This is a genomic window from Bacillus sp. AY2-1, from assembly GCF_008368965.1.
GTDB classification, from domain to species: Bacteria; Bacillota; Bacilli; order Bacillales; family Bacillaceae_G; genus Bacillus_A; species Bacillus_A thuringiensis_S.
Genome location: NZ_QPEL01000038.1, coordinates 1 through 21,303, shown reverse-complemented (window position 1 = coordinate 21,303; position 21,303 = coordinate 1). Strand labels below are relative to the sequence as shown.

Below are 21,303 nucleotides of genomic sequence, written 5' to 3'. Positions count from 1 at the left end.
ACCGAATTTTGAAATGAGAGTGTTACTGCCCGCAAATAGCAGAAGAAATTGTATGTAGAAGCTGACATTGGTAGAAGTAAAAAATAAGAAGAATTTGAAAGGAGCTATCCAAAATAATAATTTGGAATAGCTCCTATTTAGTAGGAAGAAAAAATTGTATTTGATAGATTGTAATGTAGAATGCCCTTCCAAGCCCCTCATAAGCCCCTACCAAGTAATAAATCACTAAGAAAAAACAAAAACAAAAACAACTACAAGAACAAAACAAGCGCGAAAAAATGAAACCGGCGTTGTAGTAGTAAAAAAATTGTAATTCGAATGCCAAAACCATTCCCGCATGCCTATCTTTATAATGAAGGATTAAAATTTTCCTATTTACTAGCAAAGAGTGGAGGGAAACATATGGCGGTATACCGTAATGTGCAGGTGAACTTTTGGCAAGATGAATTCATATTAGATTTAACGCCAGAGGAGCGTTATTTTTACATATATTTGTTAACTGGTACGAAAACAAAGCAATGTGGTATTTACATATTACCGAAGCGTGTGGCAGAGCTTGAAACAGGTTATAGTATGGAGACTGTTGAGAAGCTGCTAAACAGGTTTGTTGAGTATGGAAAGATTCTATATGATACGAAAACGAAAGAGGTATTCATAATAAACTGGTTACACTATAACCCTATTTCAAATGCGAATGTGGAGAAGTGCGTATTACGTGAGTTAAAGACTGTAAAAAGTAATGAGTTCATACATATATTTTTACGTAAATGCCTTGAAGAAGAATACACGATTCCATTATTATTGCAGTATTTTGGTATGCCAGAAGAAGAGGATAATAGTAGTTCACAAGTAGTTATTGAAGAGAAAAAAGAAGAGGAAGAGATAGAAACCATAGAAGAGGGCGTTCCAAATAGTGAAGTTTATAAGTTTTATGAACAAAATATTAGTAGTTTATCCCCATATATTGTGAAGGAATTGAAGAATTGGATACAAAGACTTTCTGGAGAGAAAGTGTTAGAGGCACTTAAAATTGCGTTTGAAAATAATAAGAAAACGTTAGTTTATGTGAAGGGGATTTTGAGGAATTGGTGTAAGAAAGAACGAATAGATTTTAGTGAAGGAATCCATAGGAGAGAAGTATTCGGTTTGTATGATCCATAGTTTGGATAAGGATTTTTTCTAGTCTAAAAGGTTCTTTTACTATAGAAGCGAATAGTGTGAGAAAGGGGTGGTTATATGGAAGTCGTTATAAAGAAGAAACGAAAAAGAGGAAAAAGAATTTTTATTTGGGCTAGTAGTATCGTTCTTTTTTTAGTTATTTCCGCTGCGATTTTTTTGAATATATATACGCTGAAATCTATGCCAAAGATAGATGGAACGATAAAGCTAGAGGATTTACAACACGCTGTTACGGTGAAGCGGGATAGTAAAGGTGTCCCGCATATTAAATCGGAAAATGCACATGATTTATATTTTTCGCAAGGATATGTACAAGCGCAAGATCGGTTGTTCCAAATGGATTTAAGTAGAAGACAAGCTTCTGGTATGTTAAGTGAAGTTGTTGGGGAAGCAGCTGTTGACCGAGATAAATTGTTTCGAACACTCGGTTTACGGCGAGCGGCAGAAGCTTCAGTTAGTCAATATGATGGAGAAGCAAAATATGCCCTGCAGTCATTTGCTGATGGGGTGAACGCTTTTATACGTGAGGCAAAAGTGGAAAAGAAATTGCCGGTTGAGTTTACTATATTAGGTTATGAGCCTTCTGAATGGTCAATCGTGGATTCTTTAACAATTGGAAAGTATATGGCGTTTGACTTAGGAGGACATTGGCATGGACAGGCGTTTCGATATTGGGCGCTGAAAAACCTTTCGAAAGAGCAAGCAAAAGAGCTATTTCCTAAATATCCGAAAGATGCTCCTAGATTGCTAGCTGAACTGAAAAATACAAATGTGGACGTAGCGCAAAGTTTTTCAAAAACGATAATTCCCCCGGAGTTTAACGGTAGTAATAACTGGGTTGTGAGTGGTGAGAAGAGTGCGTCAGGTAAGCCGATTTTAGCAGATGACCCTCATTTATCTCTTGCGACACCTTCTATATGGTATCAAACGAGACTTGAAATGAAAGATTTAAATGTGAGTGGCGTTATTTTCGCTGGAGTACCAGGTGTTATATTAGGACACAATGACAAAATAGCGTGGGGCGTTACGAATACGGGGCCTGATGTGCAAGATTTATATATTGAGAAGAGAAATCCTAATAATGAAATTGAATTTCTGTATAACGATAAATGGGAGAAAGCTACCGTTGTTGACGAGTCTATTAAAGTAAAAGGCAGGAAGACAATTCCTTATAACGTTACGATTACGAGGCATGGGCCAGTAATTTCAGAGTTTGCGGATAAGGGGAAGGAGAAAACGAAAACAGTATTTGCTTTAAAGTGGACTGCTTTAGAACCGTCAGCTGAGTTAAAAGCTGTATTAAATATGAACAAAGCAAAAGACTGGACGGAGTTTGAAACCGCTCTTCAAGATTTCCATACACCAACCCAAAACTTTGTGTTTGCATCAAACGATGGCACGATTGCTTATAAAGCGAATGGAAATATACCAGTGCGTAAAAAAGGCGATGGTAGCTTGCCTGTTCCAGGATGGACAGATGAATATGAATGGGAAGGGTATATCCCGTTTAATCAACTTCCAAAAGTAATCAATCCAAAACAAGGATTTATTTCAACTGCGAATAATAAAATTGTTGATGATGATTATCCGTATCATATTAGCAATACGTGGGCGCAGCCATATAGGCAAATGCGTATTCAAGAATTTTTACAAGAGAAGGAAAAGTATACGGTGAAAGATTTAGAAGAGTTACAGATGGATCAAAAGAATTTATACGGGAAAGAGTTTACTCCTATATTTTTAAAAGAGTTAAATAAAGCATCTTTAAATGAGGTAGAGAAAGAAGGCGTAAACCAATTAACAAAGTGGAATTTTTACGATAGTAAAGATGAACCGGCACCATTAATATTCTATTTATTAATGAAAGAGATTTCAAATACGTTATTTTCAAAAGAAATACCGAAAGATGTAATGAAGTTATTTGAAGGGAAGTCACAAGTTGTTGATGAATTGATTCGAAAAGAAGTAGCGGGAGAAAATAGCGCGTGGTTTACGAAGTACGGAGGTTTCACAAAAGTTGTGCATACATCGTACGAGAATGTAATGAAGAAATTGCAGAAGGAATATGGACCGGATGTTGGAGAGTGGAAGTGGGGCGATTACCATCAACTCGCTTTTACACATCCAATTTCAAAATCATCTAGTATGTTAGCACTACTCGCTTTTAATCGTGAGAAACCAGTCCCGATTGGCGGAAGTCAAGTTACCGTGCAAGCAGCGAGTTACGGCGATAACGGCATTGTAAATCACGGAGCGTCTTGGAGATTCATTATTGATACGAAAGATATGTCAAACGGTTATCATATAGTGGGACCAGGACAATCGGGACATTTTAGAAGTGATTGGTATCATGATCAAATAGATGATTGGGTAAGTGGAACGTATCATACGACTACATTGAATACGGAGGGAATAGAGGGGAAGGTGCTAAATTTAGAACCGAAGTGATAGGGTGTTTTTGTTTGTGGAGGGACTAGTAATAATCTTTTTGATAATGAAAGCTTATCATTTAGAACATAACCCAGTTCTTAAATAATTTTAACAGCCAGCCTACTATCATTTAATTTGATAGTAGGCTGTTTCCATCTTCGAAATACGCTGTAGCAACTTCTTCAGGATTACGATTATTTCCACATGCTGCAAGTGCTGTAACAAATAAAGCCATTACAACTATTAACATGATTATTCCAGTTTTGAGGGGAATTAGTTAACAAAGACCAGGTATTATTTGCAACAGAACGGTCCCTCTGTACCCCTTGTTTCGTCATTTTTCTACGCCATCCAACTTGACAAATGTTTTTTTATCAAACTACAATGAAAATCATTATCAATAATATAGGGAGGATACTTTTGTCAATAAATGAAAAACAATATATTTATAGGTTAATAACCAGATCTTGTTAAGTCGTATGTACTATTTTTAGTTTAGCGTTGCCCAGAATGTACACCAATTAATCTCGCGAATTACAAGAAAATTATTATTGAAATGAGGCGTGCATTGTGAAGTTGGACGTGAATGAGTTAGCAGAGTATCTTGCCAATAATCCTTTCCGAGTAGAAGGAGTATATCGTTATGCTAAAAATCCAGGTGTGCCTTGTGCTGAGTCTACAGATTCTTTCCCAGGATTTGTATTTCCACTTACAGGGAAGACGCAATTTCAATTTAATGGTACGCCGTATATCCTTTCCCCAGGAAAAGTTATACATGGGGGTGCAAAAATGACATTAGCCCATAAAATGCTTGGTGAAATAAACTGGGAATATATTCTTGTTTTATATCAGATAAGCAATCCAGAACGAGAAGACTCTGGCTTTACTCATCAGCATTTTGAATTATTAACAGGACAATCTCCTCGTCTTGTCGAATTACTTATGCGTCTTTGGGATGTGTATAATCAGCGTGGAGGCATTTCGATGCTTCAGACCGAAATGCTGTTTCGCGAAGCGTTGAATGAAGCTTTATTAAGTGTTGTCAATAGAGAAAACAACTATGAGTCGCATACTTTATTCGAACGAATATCTAGTTACGTTCGCCAATACTATTATAAAGATATTACAATACATACGCTTACAGAACAAAATAATGTTAATCGAAATCGTCTTTCTTACGTGTTTAGAAAGCATGCAGGTATGGGGCCAGCAGAATATTTATTGAACTATCGTATAAAGATGGCTCAAAAAATGTTATGTACAAGTGGTGTGTCTGTACAACAAATTTCGCAGGCTGTTGGAATTGCAGACCCTTTTTATTTTAGTAGAGTTTTCAAGAAGCGAGTTGGCATTTCGCCTACTAAATATCGCGAGAAGTTCATCAATAATCCATACTAATGTCAACAGGGGTCCATTCTTATTTGAAAATCACTGTTCTATACTTATGGAGAGTTAAAGGAAACATTGGATTGAAAGAACTTTCATTGAAATCACTCCTTTGTACTATCTGAATGAAAAGTTCTGGCCGGAGCATTTTCTTTTTAAGCGTAATGACGACTTTTTTACTTAGATTATTGTAATATAGTGGAAGTTAAAAATGAGGAGGGATTATTATCCATTACCAACCTATTAAACTAAATGACGAGTTATCTAAAATTAACGATTATTGGTATCCACGAGTGATTGGTGAAATGAATGATGATCAAATTCAGCTTTTTAAAGCTAATGGAGATTTTATATGGCATGAGCATCCTGATACGGATAAGCTATTTATTGTGCTTGAAGGGGAGATGTTCATCGATTTCCGTGATGGACAGGTGAAAATTTCTAAGGGCGAGATGTTTATTGTCCCGAGAGGCGTTGAGCATAAACCTTTCACTGAAAAGGAATCCCACATCATGTTGGTAGAGCCTAAAAGGGAAATGGATTGATAATCGTAAAAAGATAAAAAAGGAGCGGAAATCCGTTCCTTTTTTATTTATCTTACTATTTTTAGGGGCTTAGTATGAGTAAGATGTGAATAAAGGATGAATAGCATTTTTATCAATAAAAATTTATTGGATTTTTTGTGGAATATATATGAAACGTTGTATAAAATAATCAAGAAAGCCAAAAATTATAGGGGGAAAGTTGTGAAGAAAAATAAGAGTTTAATAAGTTTTTTAGGAGTGTTTATTATGTTGTTTTCTTTTTGTTTTCAAGGAAATGTACAGGCAGATGTAAATACTGTTCAATCTGGAAAAATCAAATCAGGAAACGTAACAGTATGGGAAGTTGGAAATGTAGCGAAAGTATTAGCGGATGTGGAGCGCTTAAATTTAAATACAGTAAATGTACCGATTCAAGTGGATATCCCGAATGTGACTTCTACGAATATGGTAATTAATCAAGCGCAAAAGCAACAAGCTATTATTTTAATTCAAAAATTATTAAAGCGTAATATTCAAGTTATAGTGGAACCGTTCCCGTATATTCAGCAGGGGAATGTTGGAGAGACAGAATGGAACCCAAGTAACATTAATGATTTCTTCTGGAATTGGAAGACGGTTATTCTGCAAGATATTTTTAATTCCATTACAAGTAAATACAATGTGTATGGACTAAAGATTGCTTCTAATTTCGTGAATATGGAGTATGCAGAAGGATACTGGAGCGATACAATTGATTTTGTTCGTAATCAGTATAAAGGAAATGTTTTGTATCAAATGAACTGGTGGTTAACAGCAAGCTGGGACCCTTCTTATGAAGCGAAGTTTAAAGAGAAAATCAATCGTCCGTATTTAAAAAAGGTGGATATTGTAAGTATTGATAGTTGGTTTGAAGTTTCAGGAAAAAGAAATCCAACATATGAAGAAGTAAAGAAAAGTTTATTTGCGACGACAGTGTATAATCGTGGACAAAATGTTGTTCAGCAATTGGAACAATTACATAATGCAACAGGAAAACCAGTTTACTTCGGTGGATTTAACGTTCCGGCGCGTGAACTTGGATTACAAAATCCGTGGAATCCAGATGTTTCAAATGTGTTTTCAAAAGATGTACAATTAAATGGATGGCGTGCTTACCGCGATGTATTAGAACCGAAACCATATTTTAAAGGTTTTTCAATTTGGTTTATTGGCTCTAATGATAGTACACATGCGTATCAAATACATAGTAAAGAAGCAGAGGCAGTTATTAACGGGTGGTACCGAAAATAATTTTTATAAAATAGGTAAGTTTTAAAGATTACTACATATATTTCTAGTGAAAGGCCTTTCACCATCTTATCACCTAGGGGGCAATCATAATGAAATTTTTGTCTTACCTTACAGTAATTTTGGTGATTCTCGGCGGTTTGAATTGGTTATTTGTAGCGTTAGATTACAATGTAGTTGAGAAATGGTTTGGTTCTATGCCGGCGCTTGTGGACACTATTTATTGGCTCATTGGTCTTTCTGCTATTTATCAAATTTTTGATCGGTTCTTTACGAACGACTAGCTATTATTATTCTATTATTAGAGTGTTAAGTGCGATTATGTACTTAACACTTTTTTATGTATATATAAAAAGTCTGCACTTGCAAGCGATTCCATCGCGTCTTGCGTCGTAATAATAGAAAACAAATTGACCACATATTATATTTTAGGTTATAATTCAGAAAGTTTAAAAAAATCAAATGAGAAATAGGGAGGTTATGAGGGGAATGGAGAGAGTCTATAATTTTTCAGCAGGACCATCAATACTCCCTTTGCCAGTTTTAGAGAAAGTGCAAAAGGAGCTTGTAAATTATAACGGGACAGGCATGTCTATTATAGAAATGAGTCATCGATCTTCTTATTTTCAAAGTATTATAGAGGAAGCGAGTAACTTACTTCGTGAATTAATGAGCATCCCTGATGAGTATGATATTTTATTTTTACAAGGCGGTGCGTCATTACAATTCTCTATGATACCGTTCAACTTAATGAATACGTATAAAAAAGCTGGATACGTACTAACTGGCTCATGGTCTAAAAAGGCACTACAAGAAGCCGAAAAAGTTGGGGAAGTACAAGTGATTGCTTCTTCCGAGCAAGAGAAGTTTACTACGATTCCTAAACTGGACGGTTTATTAAGTGATGAAAAACTAGATTATGTACATATTACAACGAATAATACAATTGAGGGGACAAAATATGTGGATATTCCACATATAGAAAGAGTGCCGCTCGTTGCGGATATGTCCTCAAATATTTTATCAGAACGATATGATGTTTCGAAGTTTGGTCTTATATATGCGGGAGCGCAAAAGAATTTAGGGCCAGCGGGCTTAACGATTGCTATTATAAAAAGAGATTTAATTGGGGGAGCAGATCGCTCTTGTCCGACAATGTTAAATTATGAAACTTACAGTAAAAATAACTCCTTATATAATACACCGCCATCCTTTAGTATTTACGTAACAAAACTTGTACTAGAGTGGTTGAAAGAGCAAGGCGGAGTATCTGCGATTGAAGAACAAAATAAAATGAAATCTTCACTTATTTATCATTTTTTAGATGAATCTAAATTGTTTACTTCACCAGTTGACCCTGCGTATCGATCACTTATGAATATTCCGTTTACAACACCGTCAGAAGAGCTGAACAATGAGTTTTTACAAAAAACGAAAGAACGCGGCCTTGTTACGTTAAAAGGACATCGCTCAGTCGGTGGTATGCGTGCAAGTATTTACAATGCGATGCCAGTACACGGTGTACAGCAATTAGTAAATTATATGAAGGAATTTGAGCTTGAGAATAGATAGGGAGATGGGGATATGTTTCGTGTTCAAACGTTAAATCAAATTGCAGAAAAAGGCTTGCAAGTTTTTACTGAAGAACGTTATGAAGTAGGAGATAGAATCAATCATCCAGATGGAATTTTGCTTCGTAGCTACTCTTTACATCAAGAAGAGTTTTCAAAAGACTTAAAGGCGATTGCAAGAGCTGGCGCTGGTGTAAATAATATTCCTGTCGAGCGATGTACAGAAAAAGGGATTGTAGTATTTAATACACCAGGAGCGAATGCCAATGCAGTAAAGGAACTTATTATCGCCAGCCTTATTATGTCTTCACGTAACATTATTAACGGTGTAAGCTGGACGAAAAATTTAGAGGGTGAAGAAGTACCGCAGCTTGTTGAATCAGGAAAAAAACAATTCGTTGGATCAGAAATTGCAGGAAAACGTCTAGGTGTAATTGGTCTTGGCGCAATCGGTGCTTTAGTTGCGAACGATGCGTTAGCGTTAGGGATGGACGTTATTGGATATGACCCTTATATTTCAGTTGAAACAGCTTGGCGTCTTTCTACACATGTGCAAAGAGCATTTAGCCTTGATGAAATTTTTGCAACGTGTGATTATATTACCCTTCATATTCCTCTTACAAATCAAACGAAGGGAATTATTGGGGAACACGCTATAGAGAAGATGAAAAAAGGTATGCGTTTATTCAATTTCTCAAGAGGAGAACTTGTAGATGAAAATGTTCTTCAAAAAGCGTTAGAAGAAGATGTTATTACGCATTACGTAACAGACTTCCCGAATGAAAATGTGATAAAGATGAAAAATGTAACAGCGACGCCTCACCTTGGTGCATCTACGTCCGAATCAGAAGAAAACTGTGCATTCATGGCAGCGCGCCAATTACGTGAATATTTAGAGACAGGAAATATTCGTAATTCAGTAAATTATCCAAACGTAGAATTGCCGTATATCGGAAAGAAACGAATTACAATTATGCATCAAAACGTCCCGAATATGGTAGGGCAAATTACAGGATGCTTAGCGGAACATCATATTAATATTGCCGATATGATTAATCGTAGTAAACATTCTTGGGCATACACAATGATTGATATCGATAACGGAATTGATGATATAATAAAAGAGAATATTGTAGAAAATATAAGCAAAATTACAGGTGTTGTAGCCGTTCGAATGATTGTGTAAAGGAGAGAGGAATGTGGCAAAAATACGACCGTTTCGGGCCATTCGTCCAGTAGAGGAAAAAGCGGCACAAGTGGCAGCTTTACCGTATGACGTATTAAATAGTGAAGAGGCAAGGGAAGTTGTAAAAGGGAATCCATATTCTTTCTTGCATGTTGATAAAGCAGAAATTGATTTAGACCCGGCACTTTCACCGTACGATGATCGTGTATATGAAAAAGCGGGTGAAAATTTAAATCGATTTATACGAGAAGAAGTGTTCATTCAAGACGAAGAGCCAGCGTTATACATTTATGAACTGACGATGCAGGGAAGAACGCAGTCAGGCCTTGTCGTTTGTACATCTATTGATGAGTATGAAGATGATACAATTAAAAAACATGAGAGAACGCGTCATGAAAAAGAGCTAGATCGTATTCGTCACGTAGATGTGTGTGATGCAAATACGGGTCCTATCTTTTTAACGTATCGTACAAAAGAAGAGATAAAGCATTTCATTGCCAGCTGGAAAGAAGAACATGCGCCAATCTATACATTTACAGCAGAAGACGGCGTTAGGCACGTTGCTTGGAAAATAGCTGATGAAGAAGTAATTGCAAGTTTAGTAAACTTATTTGAAGATATTCCTAACCTGTACATTGCAGATGGACATCACCGCTCTGCATCAGCTGCAAAAGTAGGGATCATGCGAAGAGAACAATATCCGAATTACACAGGAGAAGAAGAGTTTAATTTCTTCTTATCTGTTTTATTCCCACACGATGAGTTATCCATTTGGGACTATAACCGAGTTGTAAAAGATTTAAATGGTTTATCAGAAGAACAGTTTTTAAAACAAATAGCGCAATACTTTTATGTAGAAGAAGCGGCTGTTTCTCCGTATAAACCAAATGAGCCAAAAACATTTGGAATGTATGTAAATGAGAAGTGGTATAAGCTTACAGTGAAAGAGGAAACGTTTGATGCGAATGATCTCGTGAAAGGTTTGGATGTATCTATTCTGCAAGATCATTTATTAAGCCAAGTACTTGAAATACACGATCCGCGATCTGATTCACGCGTTTATTTTGTCGGAGGAATCCGCGGGTTAGAAGAACTAGAACGCCTTGTAAATAGCGGTGAATATAAAGCAGCGTTCTCACTATATCCGACATCAATGGAATCGTTATTAGCAATCGCAGACGCTGGAGAAGTTATGCCGCCAAAATCAACGTGGTTTGAACCGAAACTGCGCAGCGGGTTGTTTGTACATTCTTTAAAGTAAATATAGACTTCTACAGTTTTGAAAAACCGAAATGATTATAGTTTCGGTTTTTCTTATTTTAAAAGAGTTTTTGAGGAGGGGCATGGGATGAAATTACAAGTAGGCGAAAAAATCACCTTTGAACGAACGTTTACAAAAGAAGATGTTGCGTTATTTACGGAAGTATCGAAAGATGAAGGTGTTCATCATGTTACACCAGATGAGCAGGGGAGATTCGTTGTACAAGGACTATTAACATCAACGCTGCCTATAAAAATTGGTGGTGACTATAACGTACTAGCTCGTCAACAAAAAGGACATTCCTAGTATTACAAGAAATGTCTTTTCCACTAAATTATAGGATATTTTGCTAAAATTCCAACTCTAAAATTAGTTTACTGGTTTGACCTGTAAACTGATAATTATAGGACCCTCTCAGATTTTCTAAGTTACCAGTAGCTTTAATAATTGTTCCTGGGGAATCTAAATTTCCTTTATCAAATATTCCTTGCTCTATAGCTGTAAATGTCCCTTGTTGCCCCTTATAAATTCCTTCAAAGTGTAAAAATCCAGAAATTTTAGCAGTAGCTAAGTGACCATCATTTATATTTGAGTCTAAATAATATAAGAAGTATTCAACAAAAGCTTTTCCTTTTAATTCACCATCAATATCATATTCGACATGTGCAATATTAATAGGGAAATCTTTTCTAGTATCATCGATTGGTTTTTCATCCCATTTACTTACTGTAAATGTTACTTCCATACACGTAATCTCCCTCCAATTATATACTTTTAAAAAGTACCAATTCACAGACATATCTCATAGGAGTGTTTTTATTCATTCCACGCCACTCTCTAAAATAGAAAAAGATACATTTTCACAATCAATTTCTGCCAACGCGCCGTAAGGTAAAATAAACTTTGGCTCGGTATGGCCAAAATTTAAATTATAAAGAATCGGTAAATCTTCTAAATGATGTTCCTTCATAACCAGCAGTATTTCATGTTTATATTCTTCATAATATTGTTCATCTTTCGGTTTACCGAAGATGATACCTTTTGCTTTTTGCAGAATACCTTGCGCTGCATAATTTCGTAACCAATATTTTATATAACTTGGTTCCGGATGATCTTCAGAGGTTTCAAAGAAAAGAATACTATTCTCCCAATGTTTTTTCTCAGGCCAAAGTTCCGTTCCTTTTGCAAATTCCAGTACTTCTATACAACCACCAATTAAACGCCCTTGTACAGTAGTAGAGCCTTGAAGTAGCTCATATCCTTTGTTTTGCTGCATCGTACGTCTTGTATCCTTATTACTCTCTATCCATTCTAAACGCTCACTCGTCCATTCATGAGCTGGTTGAATTTCGTCAATCGTTTCATTTGAAAAGAGAGTTCGATTTACCATTTCAACTGTATATGGATCCATCTCTACATTTTCAGCAAAATCAGTCAAAATTGCTGGACCGTATAAAGAGGAAAGGCCTGCTTTATGACAAAATAAATGTGAAATAGTAACGTCAGAGTACCCCATAAAAATTTTCGGGTTTTCGCGTATCACATTAAAATCTATATAGGGGAGTAACCGGATGCTATCTTCACCGCCAATATTCGCGATAATTGCTTTCACGCGTGTATCTTTAAATGCAGTCATTATATCTTCCGCACGAGCCTCTGGATTGTTATAAAGGTATTCGCTACCTTTTAAACTATTTGGCATTGGGATAACGGTAAGACGAAAAACCTCTTCTAATCTTTTTACTCCTTGCTCATATCGCCATCTTATTTCAGAATCACCTGCTCCTCCCCATGAAGGACTTACTGTCGCCACGATATCTCCTGGCTGTAATCTCTTTGGTTTTATTAACATATGAATCCCGCTCCTACATAATGTAATGAACTACGGCTATACAAATCGTAGCGCTGAAAAATATGATGCATAACATTAGCTTCTTCATCATCAACAATTTCACCTGCTGTAACTCGAGAATCTAGACTCATTGTTGTATATTTAAAAATTACAGTATGCAACATTGCATGAGGAAAACGGTTGTTATTTTCACAACCTGTAACTATAATGATTACAGGTTGGTCGATACCAATCAAACAAATACAATCATCATGAATGGAGATGTTTCATAATGGGTATGAAAAAAATAATTTTAGCAGGTGCTTTAGGGATCGCAGCATTATCAGGAACAAATTTACCAGGACTAGAAGTAACAAAAGCGAGTGCAGCTTCTATTGAATCGAACTTCTCGACGTTAGAAGGACGAGTAGTAGAAGTAGATAACGGTGTAATTGTCGTAAAATCTAAGCAATACGAAGAACCTGTTAGTGTGTATATTGATTCATTTTCAAATGTGAAAGTAGGAGATGAAGTAAAAGCTACTGGATCTATGATGCGTAATTTTACAGAATATATGGTTGCAACTGCAGTTGAAAATACAACAAACAAGTTAGGTATGCACATGAAAGAATTAAATAGACTAAACTAGGAAGAGGATATTATGTTCAATATATGAGCATATATCCTCTTTTCTTATACATATTAGATAAGTTATACAGATATTAAAAATACAGTTCAATATGTATATAATATTTAGAAAAGTATGTATACTCAAGGCAAAGGACGTATCCTATAGTAGGATACGTCATGAGGTCTTTAGACCGAGCGTTAATATCTTTTAGGGGTGAAGTACTATGAGGGTGCAAGAGGTTGTCTTAGAGAATAACAGCAAAAGATACATATTACTGGATCAAGAAGGATTCCCAGTAATGCCAGTTATGAAATATATAAAGTATTTAGATAAGACAGGGAAAAGACCTAATACTCAAAAAGCATATTGTTATTCCTTAAAACATTTTTATACCTACTTAGAAGAAACAAACAAAGATTACAAGTTTATTAGATTAGAAGATTTAGTTGATTTTGTAGGGTGGTTAAGAAGTCCCTATCAGAATTCAAACGTTACTCCTCTCCAACAAAAGAAAGCAAAGCGAACGGAAAAAACAATTAACCATACAATTACCGTTATAGCAAACTTCTATGAATACCTCTATCGAAATGAAGAAGTACAAAATGACATGATGGAAAAGTTAATGAAGCAAGTATTTACAGGAGGATACTCACGTTACAAAAGTTTTTTACACCATGTTAATAAGGACAAACCATCAAAAAGAAACATATTGAAGTTAAAAGAACCACGCAAAAGAGTAGAAACCCTCACAAAAGAACAAGTACAACAAGTATTACAAGCAACTACTAATATACGAGATAAATTCTTAATTCAGCTGTTATTTGAAACGGGATTGCGTATTGGAGAAGCTCTCTCTCTTTTCATGGAGGATTTTGTTTATGACCATAAAAAAGGGCATAGGATTCGTTTGGTGGAACGAGGGGAATTAGAAAACGGTGCGATGTTAAAAACAGGAGAACGTGAAATTTATGTATCACCATCCTTAATGGATTTATATGATGATTACTTGTATGAAGTGCTTGATGAATTAGAATTGGATTCAAATTTTGTTTTTGTAAAACTGAGAGGAAAAGATGTGGGAAAACCAATGGAATATTGGAACGTTGAGTCTCTATTTAAGCGTTTAAAAAAGAAAACAGATATAAGCCTACATCCTCACCTATTTCGTCATACACACGCTACAATTTTCTACCAGAAAACAAAGGATATTAAGCAAGTACAAGAACGATTAGGACATTCTCAAATTCAAACAACAATGAACCTATACCTACATCCTTCGGATGAAGATATTAGAGAAGATTGGAATAAAGCACAGTCCGAATTTAACATAAATAAAAATAATTGAGAGGAATTATTGCATGAAACAAATCAAAAATGTTCAGGTAGAAAACATAGACTTTCACGAAGGTTTACAACGAGAACTTTCAGCTTATAACGAAAAAATAATACATGTAGATGGTTCTGTTTCCATTGAACAAGTAAATAATCCTTATTTCTTAGTTAATGACGAATGGAATATTAACTTTATCGGTGGAATCAAGCAATTCGAAGAATTGATAGCAAACCGTAACTTCCCAACCAAAAGTGTTTGTTTTCAATTTTGTAATCCTTCAATCAATTTAGAAGTGAAATATGTCTATTATCAGCAATTGTTTAAGGATTTATGGACAATTCAGACTATATTTGGTGGTAAGAATACACCATTAAAACGAATGTCCGAGTTCTTAAACGAGAAATATCCCCAGCAATCATCCCTATTGGGATTAGATATCGATAAAACTGAAAAAGAGTATTTGTTTTGGTTGCATAGTAAAGAAATTAAAACTCATTATAATCGAAAAAAATTTAATTATGAAAGTTATATTAAAACCCCAGTAGCTAGTTTTCTAAGAACTATTTATACGATACTCTCCCAGTACACTGATAAACAAGATGAATGGGAAAAGGATAGATGGGATGTTCGTATTTTACATGAGAAATACAATATTAATTATAACAAAAGTAGGCCCAACTATTACCTTGATTTCTCACAGATTGATGGAAAGGTTAAAGAACAAGTAAAAAAATATGTTAAACAACGATTGCTTAGCAAAAATAATTTTTCATTCGGTAGAGCAACAAGTTATCAGAATTACTTACAAAAGTTTTTTACTTTTATATTTTCAGTGGAACCAACATGGAAGAATTTAAAACCTTTAAAAAGAACTCATATTGAAAATTATATTAAACACTTACATAAATACGCTAAAAATAATTTGAAACAACGGAACTCGCATCCTGAGCTATATATAAATACGGCATTATCAATCTTACAAAAATTTCTTGAAGAGATTCAGCGATATGAGTACGACATTGCGCCTGAAACGCCTGTACAATTATTGATTTTTCCAGAAGATAAACCGAAGTTAAGAAAAAAGTCAATTGATCAAATTGACTATATACCTGACTACGTATTAGAGCAACTCTTTACTCACCTCAATGATTTACATAGCGATGTTATACCGGTGATATGGATTGCTTTTAAAACGGGGCTTAGAATTTCTGATGTATTAGGTTTAACTTCTGATTGTTTAGTAAAACTCAATGGTAAATATTCTATTGAAACAGATATTGAAAAAACATATGTAAAAGGGCATAGAATTCCAATTGATGATGAATTAGCAAATATTCTTGCGGTTCTTATTGAGAACTCAAAAAAACTTAGCAATCAAGACAACAATCCCGAAGGGTATATTTTTGTTCGTTATCGTGGTACACGAAAAGGTAAACCATTTACCCAAGGCTTTATTAGAAACTATTTAAATCAATTAGCGCAGCAAAAAAATATTAAGGAGGAAAATGGTAACTTATTTCACTTCAAAACTCACCAGTTCCGACATACTTATGGAGTGAAAATGTTGAATGGTGGCGCGGATATCTTAACAGTACAAGAGTTATTAGCTCACTCATCACCTGAAATGACCCTACGGTATGCAAAGCTATTAGATGATACAAAAAGAAAAGCATTTGAGTCAGTCATAAAGCAAGGTGTTTTTAGTTTTGACTTAAATGGTGAAGTACAAGAAATTAAAGCAGGAGAAGATATTCCAACAGATATATTGGATGCCTTATGGCAGGATCATAAGTTAAATGCGATGGACAATCCTTATGGAACGTGTCACGCTCGATTAAATGGAAGTTGCCCTCATATGGAAGCACCACCTTGTCTTACTTGTGGTGTTAACCAAACGCCATGTAAGGATTTAGCTGTTGGCTTTTCAGAATTAGATAAACAAAAGTATGAACTTCACATTAAAACAACCAGGAAGGCAATTGAAATAGCAAACCAACGAGGGCGAAAAGATATTGCGGAGAAGAACGAAAATAATTTACTACGTTATCAAAACATTTTAAATACCCTCCAAGAAGGAAATGTTATCTTTGGTAGACAAGACCGCATGACACGAAAGTTAGGTGTTAAAAATGGCTAAATATGACCGTTCTGAACATTTGAAAGCGATTCATGCCAAACGAAAAGCAAATACCTATCAGAGAGTAGATGAAGCAATAAAAAGGCTCATAAAAGCCAATGAGACTATAAACTTCAATAGTGTTTCTAAAGAAGCTGGTGTATCAAAAGCAACACTCTACAATAACAAGGATTTCCGTTCAAGAATTGAAACTCTAAGAAATCAACAATCACAAGTACCTACCCCGAAACAAGTAAAGCGAGAAATGAATGAAAGTAACAAGGATGCCCTGATTGCTTCCCTAAAAAGGAAAAATAAGAAATTAGAAGATGAAAACAAGAAATTAAGAGAACAACTGAAAGTAGCTTACGCAGATGTATATAAGAAGTTATAGTCAATAGGAGAACGTTGTTCTCCTTCTTCAACAATCGGACCATTTAACAGCATAACTTTTTCAGGTAGTATGAACCTTGTGAAAAAGGGTACTTGAAAACTGGTATAATAATAAAAAATCATTAATGGAGGAAGTCTATGAAATTTGTACTTATATTTGGTCCGCAAGCAGTTGGCAAAATGACAGTAGGGCATGAGTTAGCTAAAGTAACTGGATTGAAGCTATTTCATAACCATATGACCATTGAATTACTTGAGCCCTTATTCAGCTTTAGCCCGGAAATGTGGAGGTTGTCAACTTTATTTAGAAAAGAAATATTCAAGGCAGTAGCTGAGAGTGAACTGGAAGGTTTGATTTTTACATATGTGTGGGCTTTTGATCAACAAGAGGATTGGGACTTCGTAGACCAGACATGTGAAATCTTTGAATCTCAGGGTGCCACTATTTATTTTGTGGAATTAGAAGCCGATATGGATGAGAGGCTGGAAAGAAATAAAAGTCCGCATCGACTTGAGCATAAACCTACCAAAAGAAACGTTACTTGGTCGGAGAATGAACTAAAGGAATCAATGAAAAAATACAGATTGAACTCCCATAAAGGTGAAATTAAAAATGAGAACTACATAAAAATTAATAATACAAATTTGAGTGCGGCAGAAGTAGCTGAAATAGTGTCAAAAAGGTTTGAATTATAAAATCACGTGAATGATCTTCAATTATCGGGCGCGATTGTGGAATAAGAAAGGAGATTACATATTAGTCATATGAAATATGTAATCTCTTTTAATTTATTTATCTATTTCTAATTTAAGTCTTGATAACGAAAGGATGGCTCACCTAATTATGTAATTGGAGAAGTATCAAAAGTAGGAACGATGGAAGATGAGGGAGACGGTGCTACTAAATATGTTGTAGTTGAGTATCCATCGCTAAATGGGAAGAAAGATATTATTGATGTTTTCTTAACAAAGGGACAAGTATTTAATGTGGGTGAGAAAGTGAAAATTGATATGGAGTATGTGGGCTGGGGTGGTATTTCTATTAACTGGAACACAGTTGATCATATTGAAAAAGTTCATGAAGCAAAGACGAACGCTGAAAATAATGATGATGTATGGATTTGGTCTTAATAAGGCGAGTATAGGTCGTTATTTGCAATTTTCTCCAAACAATACATGTAAAAACTAAATGTATCATGCAGTACCCATCTAATTCTCATTGCGTATGATAATTAGATGGGTACTTTTTTATTTGAAATTTGTGCAAGTCAATGTTTAGCATTTCTTTTTAAGAGTAAATTACGGTTGAAATCAAAACTTTATTTGCAGTACATAATAAATAATGTTGATTTTTTATCTTATATTAAAATAAAAACAAACCACTGTTCGATTTGAATATTCCACGATATAATAGTGAGAGTTTATGGCAGAATAAATATTTACATAAGAAGTGAGGTACTGTATGAAAAAAAGAACGACAGACATTATTTTTATTATTATCGGTGCATTTCTTTTTGCGTTAGGTGTTAATTTGTTTGTTATCCCGAACGAGTTTGGTGAGGGTGGGGTAACAGGTATCACGATTATTACGTACTATTTATTTGAATGGTCACCGGGCTTAGTTAACTTAATTTTAAATGCGATTTTGTTAATAGCCGGTTATAAGTTTTTAAATAAGATTACAACAATTTATACGATTATCGCTGTAGTTACGAACTCGCTATTTCTTCATTTGACAGAAGGCTGGACGATTGCTTCGGATGAAATGCTTGTAAATGCCATTTTCGGAGGAATATTTATTGGGTGCGGGATTGGTCTTATTATTCGCGTTGGTGGAACAACTGCAGGTACTACCATCTTAGCAAGGATGACGCATAAATATTTAGGCTGGAGCATTAGCTACGGTCTACTGTTCTTCGATTTAATTGTTGCGTTTTCATCTTATTTCATCATTGGTGCAGAAAAACTGATGATAACAATTATTATGCTATATGTAGCAACGAAAGTGATGGAGTTTGTAATTGAAGGTTTAAATCCGAAGAAAGCCATTACGATTATTTCTGATAACCCGAATGAAATAGCTGGGAAGGTAACTACCTTAATGGGCAGAGGGGTTACTGTGTACTCAGGTCATGGCTATTACACGAAAACTCCAAAGGAAATTCTTTATGTTGTTATTAATAAGCAAGAAGTAGTGAAGCTAAAGCGGATTGTTCAAACTACGGATCCGGCGGCGTTCATCGCTATACACGATGTTCGTGATGTGTTCGGAGAAGGATTTGTTGATATTTCGAAGGCTTAGAAATTATTTTTGATTAAAATAATCTTAATACTAAAACGTAAGAATCTATTTTGAATAATCTTTTTTCAAAATAGATTCTTTTCTAATGGATCTATATTTATAATTAACCCCCATGCACTTTAAGCTCAATCTTTTACGTTCTAAAGAAAACTGCCGATAAAGCCCTCCAGTCTTTTCTTTAATTTTGAAATGTGAGAGTTGAATTACAATGAACTATATGTGATTGTTTAATCTATTCCCCATGAGTTTTGCCATTTGTTTCGCATCTGGATTTCCTTCATCGTACAATTTATCAATAATATTACTATAATCCCTCTCATTCCGATTTTGACTTAATTTATATGCAGCCTGGATGTCTCCTACTTTAATTTTAAACCCAACTATCCCTTTCAGTTCATTTTCTAAGAGAGTGGGGGAAAGTTTATCCCATAATATTGGATTTTCACGATGTTCTTCATATTTTTTCAACATTGTTGTTAATTCATCTATTAATTCCTGTTTATCTAAAATACTTGCTTTACCATATATATGAACGGCTTGATAATTCCATGTTGGAACTTCTTCATTTTCATACCAAGAAGAAGAGATGTAAGAGTGCGGTCCCTGAAACATTACAAGAACATCTTCGCAGGTTTCAAATGTTCTCCACTGGGGGTTCCCATAAGCCATATGTCCAGTAATAAAATAGTCATCGCCTTGTTTAGTTAATCCAAAGGGCAAATGAGTTGCGATTGGTTTCTCTTTTTTAGTTGTGACGATTGTTCCAAAAGAGTTTTTTTGAACAAAATCCCAAATTTCATCAACATTTGTGACTTTAAAATACTTTGGAATATACATAATAGCCCACCTTTCAAAAAAAGTTATATGAGTGTTTTGATCATTATAAGGTCAACTTGTTCGTTATCGCCCATATAAAAGGAATGAGAGCCAGCTTGTACAAAACCTAATTTCTTATAAAAAGCAATAGCATTTTCATTTTTCTCCCATACGCCTAGCCAAATATTCTTTTTATTATGTTCTATTGCAATTTCAATAGCATTATTTAGTAGATATTTACCAAGACCATGTTTTTGAAAGGAGCTCTTTATATAAATTCTCTCTACTTCAAGTGATTCATTTCCCATTTCTTCAGACTGAGCATCATCAATATTGACCTTTAAATATCCAGCAATTTCATCGTTAAAGTAGACAAAAAAGAATTGAGAAGAGATATTGGATAATTCTTTTTCTAATTGTTTTAAGTTAAATGCCTTTTCCAAATAGTGATTCATACTTTCGGGTGAATTCTGATGTTTAAAAGTCTCATTAAATGTTTCATAACTAATATCTTGAAGTCTGTGTATATCTTCAAGGGTGCACTTTTCTATATGTGTAGTCATTTGAATAGTTCGCTCCTTTATATAATCAATAATTTCTCTTATTTCCCTTTTTTACAAAATCCCAATCTTTTTCTATATTTTTTCTTACTCTTTGAAGAAGATTAGAAATAGTTTCCGCTTCTGTTTCCGAAAATCCCTCTAATGCAACAGTATTTGAATAATCGTTTTCTCTTTTAATAAAAGGATAGACATTTTTCCCTTTTTCTGTTGGGAAAAGTTTTTTGATTTTCTTGTTAGATTCATCTTCTTTCTTTTCGATAAATCCATTGATTTCAAGCTTTTTGATAGCACGGGCTGCAGTTGTACGATCTACTTTTATCATCTCAGATAGCTTTTCTTGAATGATTCCTGGGTTTTCACATATTCGCACAAGGTACAAATACTGACCTTTTGTAAGCTCATATTCTTTAAATTCTATATTACTAATAGAATCTAATGCTCTTGCAATCATGCCAATTTCACGAAGAATTTCTTTCATAATGAACTCCTTATCT

At 34.8% G+C, this 21,303-nt stretch carries 20 protein-coding genes and 3 pseudogenes; 17 read left to right on the top strand and 6 right to left on the bottom strand.

What is annotated here, in order from left to right:
• Positions 1-318 precede the first annotated feature (318 nt).
• The 10 genes and pseudogenes from DN403_RS10095 to DN403_RS10045 form a co-directional block, all read left to right on the top strand.
• Positions 319-1,161, top strand: coding sequence for a DnaD domain-containing protein (locus DN403_RS10095; protein WP_149185441.1), 843 nt, complete (start codon positions 319-321; stop codon positions 1,159-1,161).
• A 75-nt stretch (positions 1,162-1,236) separates the two neighbouring features.
• On the top strand, positions 1,237-3,627 hold the full coding sequence (locus tag DN403_RS10090) for a penicillin acylase family protein (protein ID WP_149185440.1): 2,391 nt from the start codon (positions 1,237-1,239) through the stop codon (positions 3,625-3,627).
• A 552-nt stretch (positions 3,628-4,179) separates the two neighbouring features.
• On the top strand, positions 4,180-5,007 hold the full coding sequence (locus DN403_RS10085) for a helix-turn-helix transcriptional regulator (RefSeq protein WP_149185439.1): 828 nt from the start codon (positions 4,180-4,182) through the stop codon (positions 5,005-5,007).
• Positions 5,008-5,300: 293 nt separating this feature from the next.
• Positions 5,301-5,540, top strand: a complete 240-nt coding sequence (locus tag DN403_RS10075) for a cupin domain-containing protein (RefSeq protein ID WP_000997179.1) — start codon at positions 5,301-5,303, stop codon at positions 5,538-5,540.
• A 201-nt stretch (positions 5,541-5,741) separates the two neighbouring features.
• Positions 5,742-6,809, top strand: a complete 1,068-nt coding sequence (locus DN403_RS10070; RefSeq protein ID WP_149185438.1) for a glycoside hydrolase family 113 — start codon at positions 5,742-5,744, stop codon at positions 6,807-6,809.
• An 89-nt stretch (positions 6,810-6,898) separates the two neighbouring features.
• Positions 6,899-7,090 (top strand): DUF378 domain-containing protein, encoded by a 192-nt coding sequence (locus tag DN403_RS10065; RefSeq protein WP_000670804.1) that lies wholly within the window; start codon positions 6,899-6,901, stop codon positions 7,088-7,090.
• A gap of 205 nt (positions 7,091-7,295) precedes the next feature.
• Positions 7,296-8,378 carry a 3-phosphoserine/phosphohydroxythreonine transaminase gene (gene serC, locus DN403_RS10060; RefSeq protein WP_149185437.1) on the top strand — a complete coding sequence of 361 codons (1,083 nt, stop codon included), beginning with the start codon at positions 7,296-7,298 and terminating at the stop codon, positions 8,376-8,378.
• Between the two features lie 12 nt (positions 8,379-8,390).
• Complete coding sequence (locus DN403_RS10055) at positions 8,391-9,563, top strand: 3-phosphoglycerate dehydrogenase family protein (protein WP_000490227.1); 1,173 nt, start codon at positions 8,391-8,393, stop codon at positions 9,561-9,563.
• Between the two features lie 13 nt (positions 9,564-9,576).
• The gene (locus tag DN403_RS10050; protein WP_149185436.1) at positions 9,577-10,824 is read left to right on the top strand and encodes a DUF1015 domain-containing protein; all 1,248 of its coding nucleotides are present in this window, start codon (positions 9,577-9,579) and stop codon (positions 10,822-10,824) included.
• Between the two features lie 87 nt (positions 10,825-10,911).
• Positions 10,912-11,112, top strand: a pseudogene (locus tag DN403_RS10045) (hotdog family protein); the annotation flags it as partial.
• Positions 11,113-11,173: 61 nt separating this feature from the next.
• Here DN403_RS10045 and DN403_RS10040 read toward each other — a convergent pair.
• From DN403_RS10040 to DN403_RS10030, 3 genes are all read right to left on the bottom strand, one after another.
• Positions 11,174-11,569 carry a DUF3224 domain-containing protein gene (locus DN403_RS10040; RefSeq protein ID WP_000454103.1) on the bottom strand — a complete coding sequence of 132 codons (396 nt, stop codon included), beginning with the start codon at positions 11,567-11,569 and terminating at the stop codon, positions 11,174-11,176.
• A gap of 75 nt (positions 11,570-11,644) precedes the next feature.
• Complete coding sequence (locus tag DN403_RS10035) at positions 11,645-12,676, bottom strand: S66 family peptidase (RefSeq protein ID WP_000905878.1); 1,032 nt, start codon at positions 12,674-12,676, stop codon at positions 11,645-11,647.
• Entirely contained in the window at positions 12,670-12,912 is a 243-nt protein-coding gene (locus tag DN403_RS10030; protein WP_000579227.1) for a hypothetical protein, read from the bottom strand. Before DN403_RS10030 ends, DN403_RS10035 begins: the two co-directional genes overlap by 7 nt.
• 35 nt (positions 12,913-12,947) lie before the next feature.
• Here DN403_RS10030 and DN403_RS10025 point away from each other — a divergent pair.
• From DN403_RS10025 to DN403_RS09995, 7 genes and pseudogenes are all read left to right on the top strand, one after another.
• Positions 12,948-13,286: pseudogene (locus DN403_RS10025) on the top strand (hypothetical protein); the annotation flags it as partial.
• Between the two features lie 223 nt (positions 13,287-13,509).
• A complete protein-coding gene (locus tag DN403_RS10020) occupies positions 13,510-14,631 on the top strand; it encodes a tyrosine-type recombinase/integrase (RefSeq protein WP_065703675.1) in 1,122 nt (373 codons plus the stop codon).
• A 13-nt stretch (positions 14,632-14,644) separates the two neighbouring features.
• Positions 14,645-16,756, top strand: a complete 2,112-nt coding sequence (locus tag DN403_RS10015; RefSeq protein ID WP_149185435.1) for a tyrosine-type recombinase/integrase — start codon at positions 14,645-14,647, stop codon at positions 16,754-16,756.
• Complete coding sequence (locus DN403_RS10010) at positions 16,749-17,129, top strand: DUF6262 family protein (protein ID WP_065703671.1); 381 nt, start codon at positions 16,749-16,751, stop codon at positions 17,127-17,129. Before DN403_RS10015 ends, DN403_RS10010 begins: the two co-directional genes overlap by 8 nt.
• A gap of 137 nt (positions 17,130-17,266) precedes the next feature.
• Complete coding sequence (locus DN403_RS10005) at positions 17,267-17,824, top strand: AAA family ATPase (RefSeq protein WP_149185434.1); 558 nt, start codon at positions 17,267-17,269, stop codon at positions 17,822-17,824.
• Between the two features lie 126 nt (positions 17,825-17,950).
• Positions 17,951-18,259, top strand: a pseudogene (locus DN403_RS10000) (hypothetical protein); the annotation flags it as partial.
• Between the two features lie 331 nt (positions 18,260-18,590).
• Positions 18,591-19,430, top strand: a complete 840-nt coding sequence (locus DN403_RS09995) for a YitT family protein (protein ID WP_000747488.1) — start codon at positions 18,591-18,593, stop codon at positions 19,428-19,430.
• A gap of 213 nt (positions 19,431-19,643) precedes the next feature.
• Here DN403_RS09995 and paiB read toward each other — a convergent pair whose 3' ends face one another.
• The 3 genes from paiB to DN403_RS09980 are packed head-to-tail and all read right to left on the bottom strand — an operon-like array spanning position 19,644 to position 21,287.
• Positions 19,644-20,267 carry a protease synthase/sporulation negative transcriptional regulator PaiB gene (gene paiB / locus DN403_RS09990; protein ID WP_000275827.1) on the bottom strand — a complete coding sequence of 208 codons (624 nt, stop codon included), beginning with the start codon at positions 20,265-20,267 and terminating at the stop codon, positions 19,644-19,646.
• A 23-nt stretch (positions 20,268-20,290) separates the two neighbouring features.
• Positions 20,291-20,809: a spermidine/spermine N(1)-acetyltransferase gene (paiA, locus tag DN403_RS09985; RefSeq protein ID WP_000207057.1), complete on the bottom strand. Its 519-nt coding sequence runs from the start codon at positions 20,807-20,809 to the stop codon at positions 20,291-20,293.
• 25 nt (positions 20,810-20,834) lie between these two features.
• On the bottom strand, positions 20,835-21,287 hold the full coding sequence (locus tag DN403_RS09980) for a MarR family winged helix-turn-helix transcriptional regulator (RefSeq protein WP_000658983.1): 453 nt from the start codon (positions 21,285-21,287) through the stop codon (positions 20,835-20,837).
• Positions 21,288-21,303 lie beyond the last annotated feature (16 nt).

Bases quoted from the DNA above. Each gene is read 5' to 3' on its own strand.
- DN403_RS10095 (WP_149185441.1), top strand. From the start codon at position 319: ATGCCAAAACCATTCCCGCATGCCTATCTTTATAATGAAGGATTAAAA.
- DN403_RS10065 (WP_000670804.1), top strand. From the start codon at position 6,899: ATGAAATTTTTGTCTTACCTTACAGTAATTTTGGTGATTCTCGGCGGT.
- DN403_RS10040 (WP_000454103.1), bottom strand. From the start codon at position 11,569: ATGGAAGTAACATTTACAGTAAGTAAATGGGATGAAAAACCAATCGAT.
- paiA (WP_000207057.1), bottom strand. From the start codon at position 20,809: ATGACTACACATATAGAAAAGTGCACCCTTGAAGATATACACAGACTT.
- DN403_RS10015 (WP_149185435.1), top strand. From the start codon at position 14,645: ATGAAACAAATCAAAAATGTTCAGGTAGAAAACATAGACTTTCACGAA.
- DN403_RS10055 (WP_000490227.1), top strand. From the start codon at position 8,391: ATGTTTCGTGTTCAAACGTTAAATCAAATTGCAGAAAAAGGCTTGCAA.
- DN403_RS10005 (WP_149185434.1), top strand. From the start codon at position 17,267: ATGAAATTTGTACTTATATTTGGTCCGCAAGCAGTTGGCAAAATGACA.
- serC (WP_149185437.1), top strand. From the start codon at position 7,296: ATGGAGAGAGTCTATAATTTTTCAGCAGGACCATCAATACTCCCTTTG.
- DN403_RS10075 (WP_000997179.1), top strand. From the start codon at position 5,301: ATGAATGATGATCAAATTCAGCTTTTTAAAGCTAATGGAGATTTTATA.
- DN403_RS09995 (WP_000747488.1), top strand. From the start codon at position 18,591: ATGAAAAAAAGAACGACAGACATTATTTTTATTATTATCGGTGCATTT.
- DN403_RS10010 (WP_065703671.1), top strand. From the start codon at position 16,749: ATGGCTAAATATGACCGTTCTGAACATTTGAAAGCGATTCATGCCAAA.
- DN403_RS09980 (WP_000658983.1), bottom strand. From the start codon at position 21,287: ATGAAAGAAATTCTTCGTGAAATTGGCATGATTGCAAGAGCATTAGAT.
- DN403_RS10020 (WP_065703675.1), top strand. From the start codon at position 13,510: ATGAGGGTGCAAGAGGTTGTCTTAGAGAATAACAGCAAAAGATACATA.
- DN403_RS10035 (WP_000905878.1), bottom strand. From the start codon at position 12,676: ATGTTAATAAAACCAAAGAGATTACAGCCAGGAGATATCGTGGCGACA.
- paiB (WP_000275827.1), bottom strand. From the start codon at position 20,267: ATGTATATTCCAAAGTATTTTAAAGTCACAAATGTTGATGAAATTTGG.
- DN403_RS10090 (WP_149185440.1), top strand. From the start codon at position 1,237: ATGGAAGTCGTTATAAAGAAGAAACGAAAAAGAGGAAAAAGAATTTTT.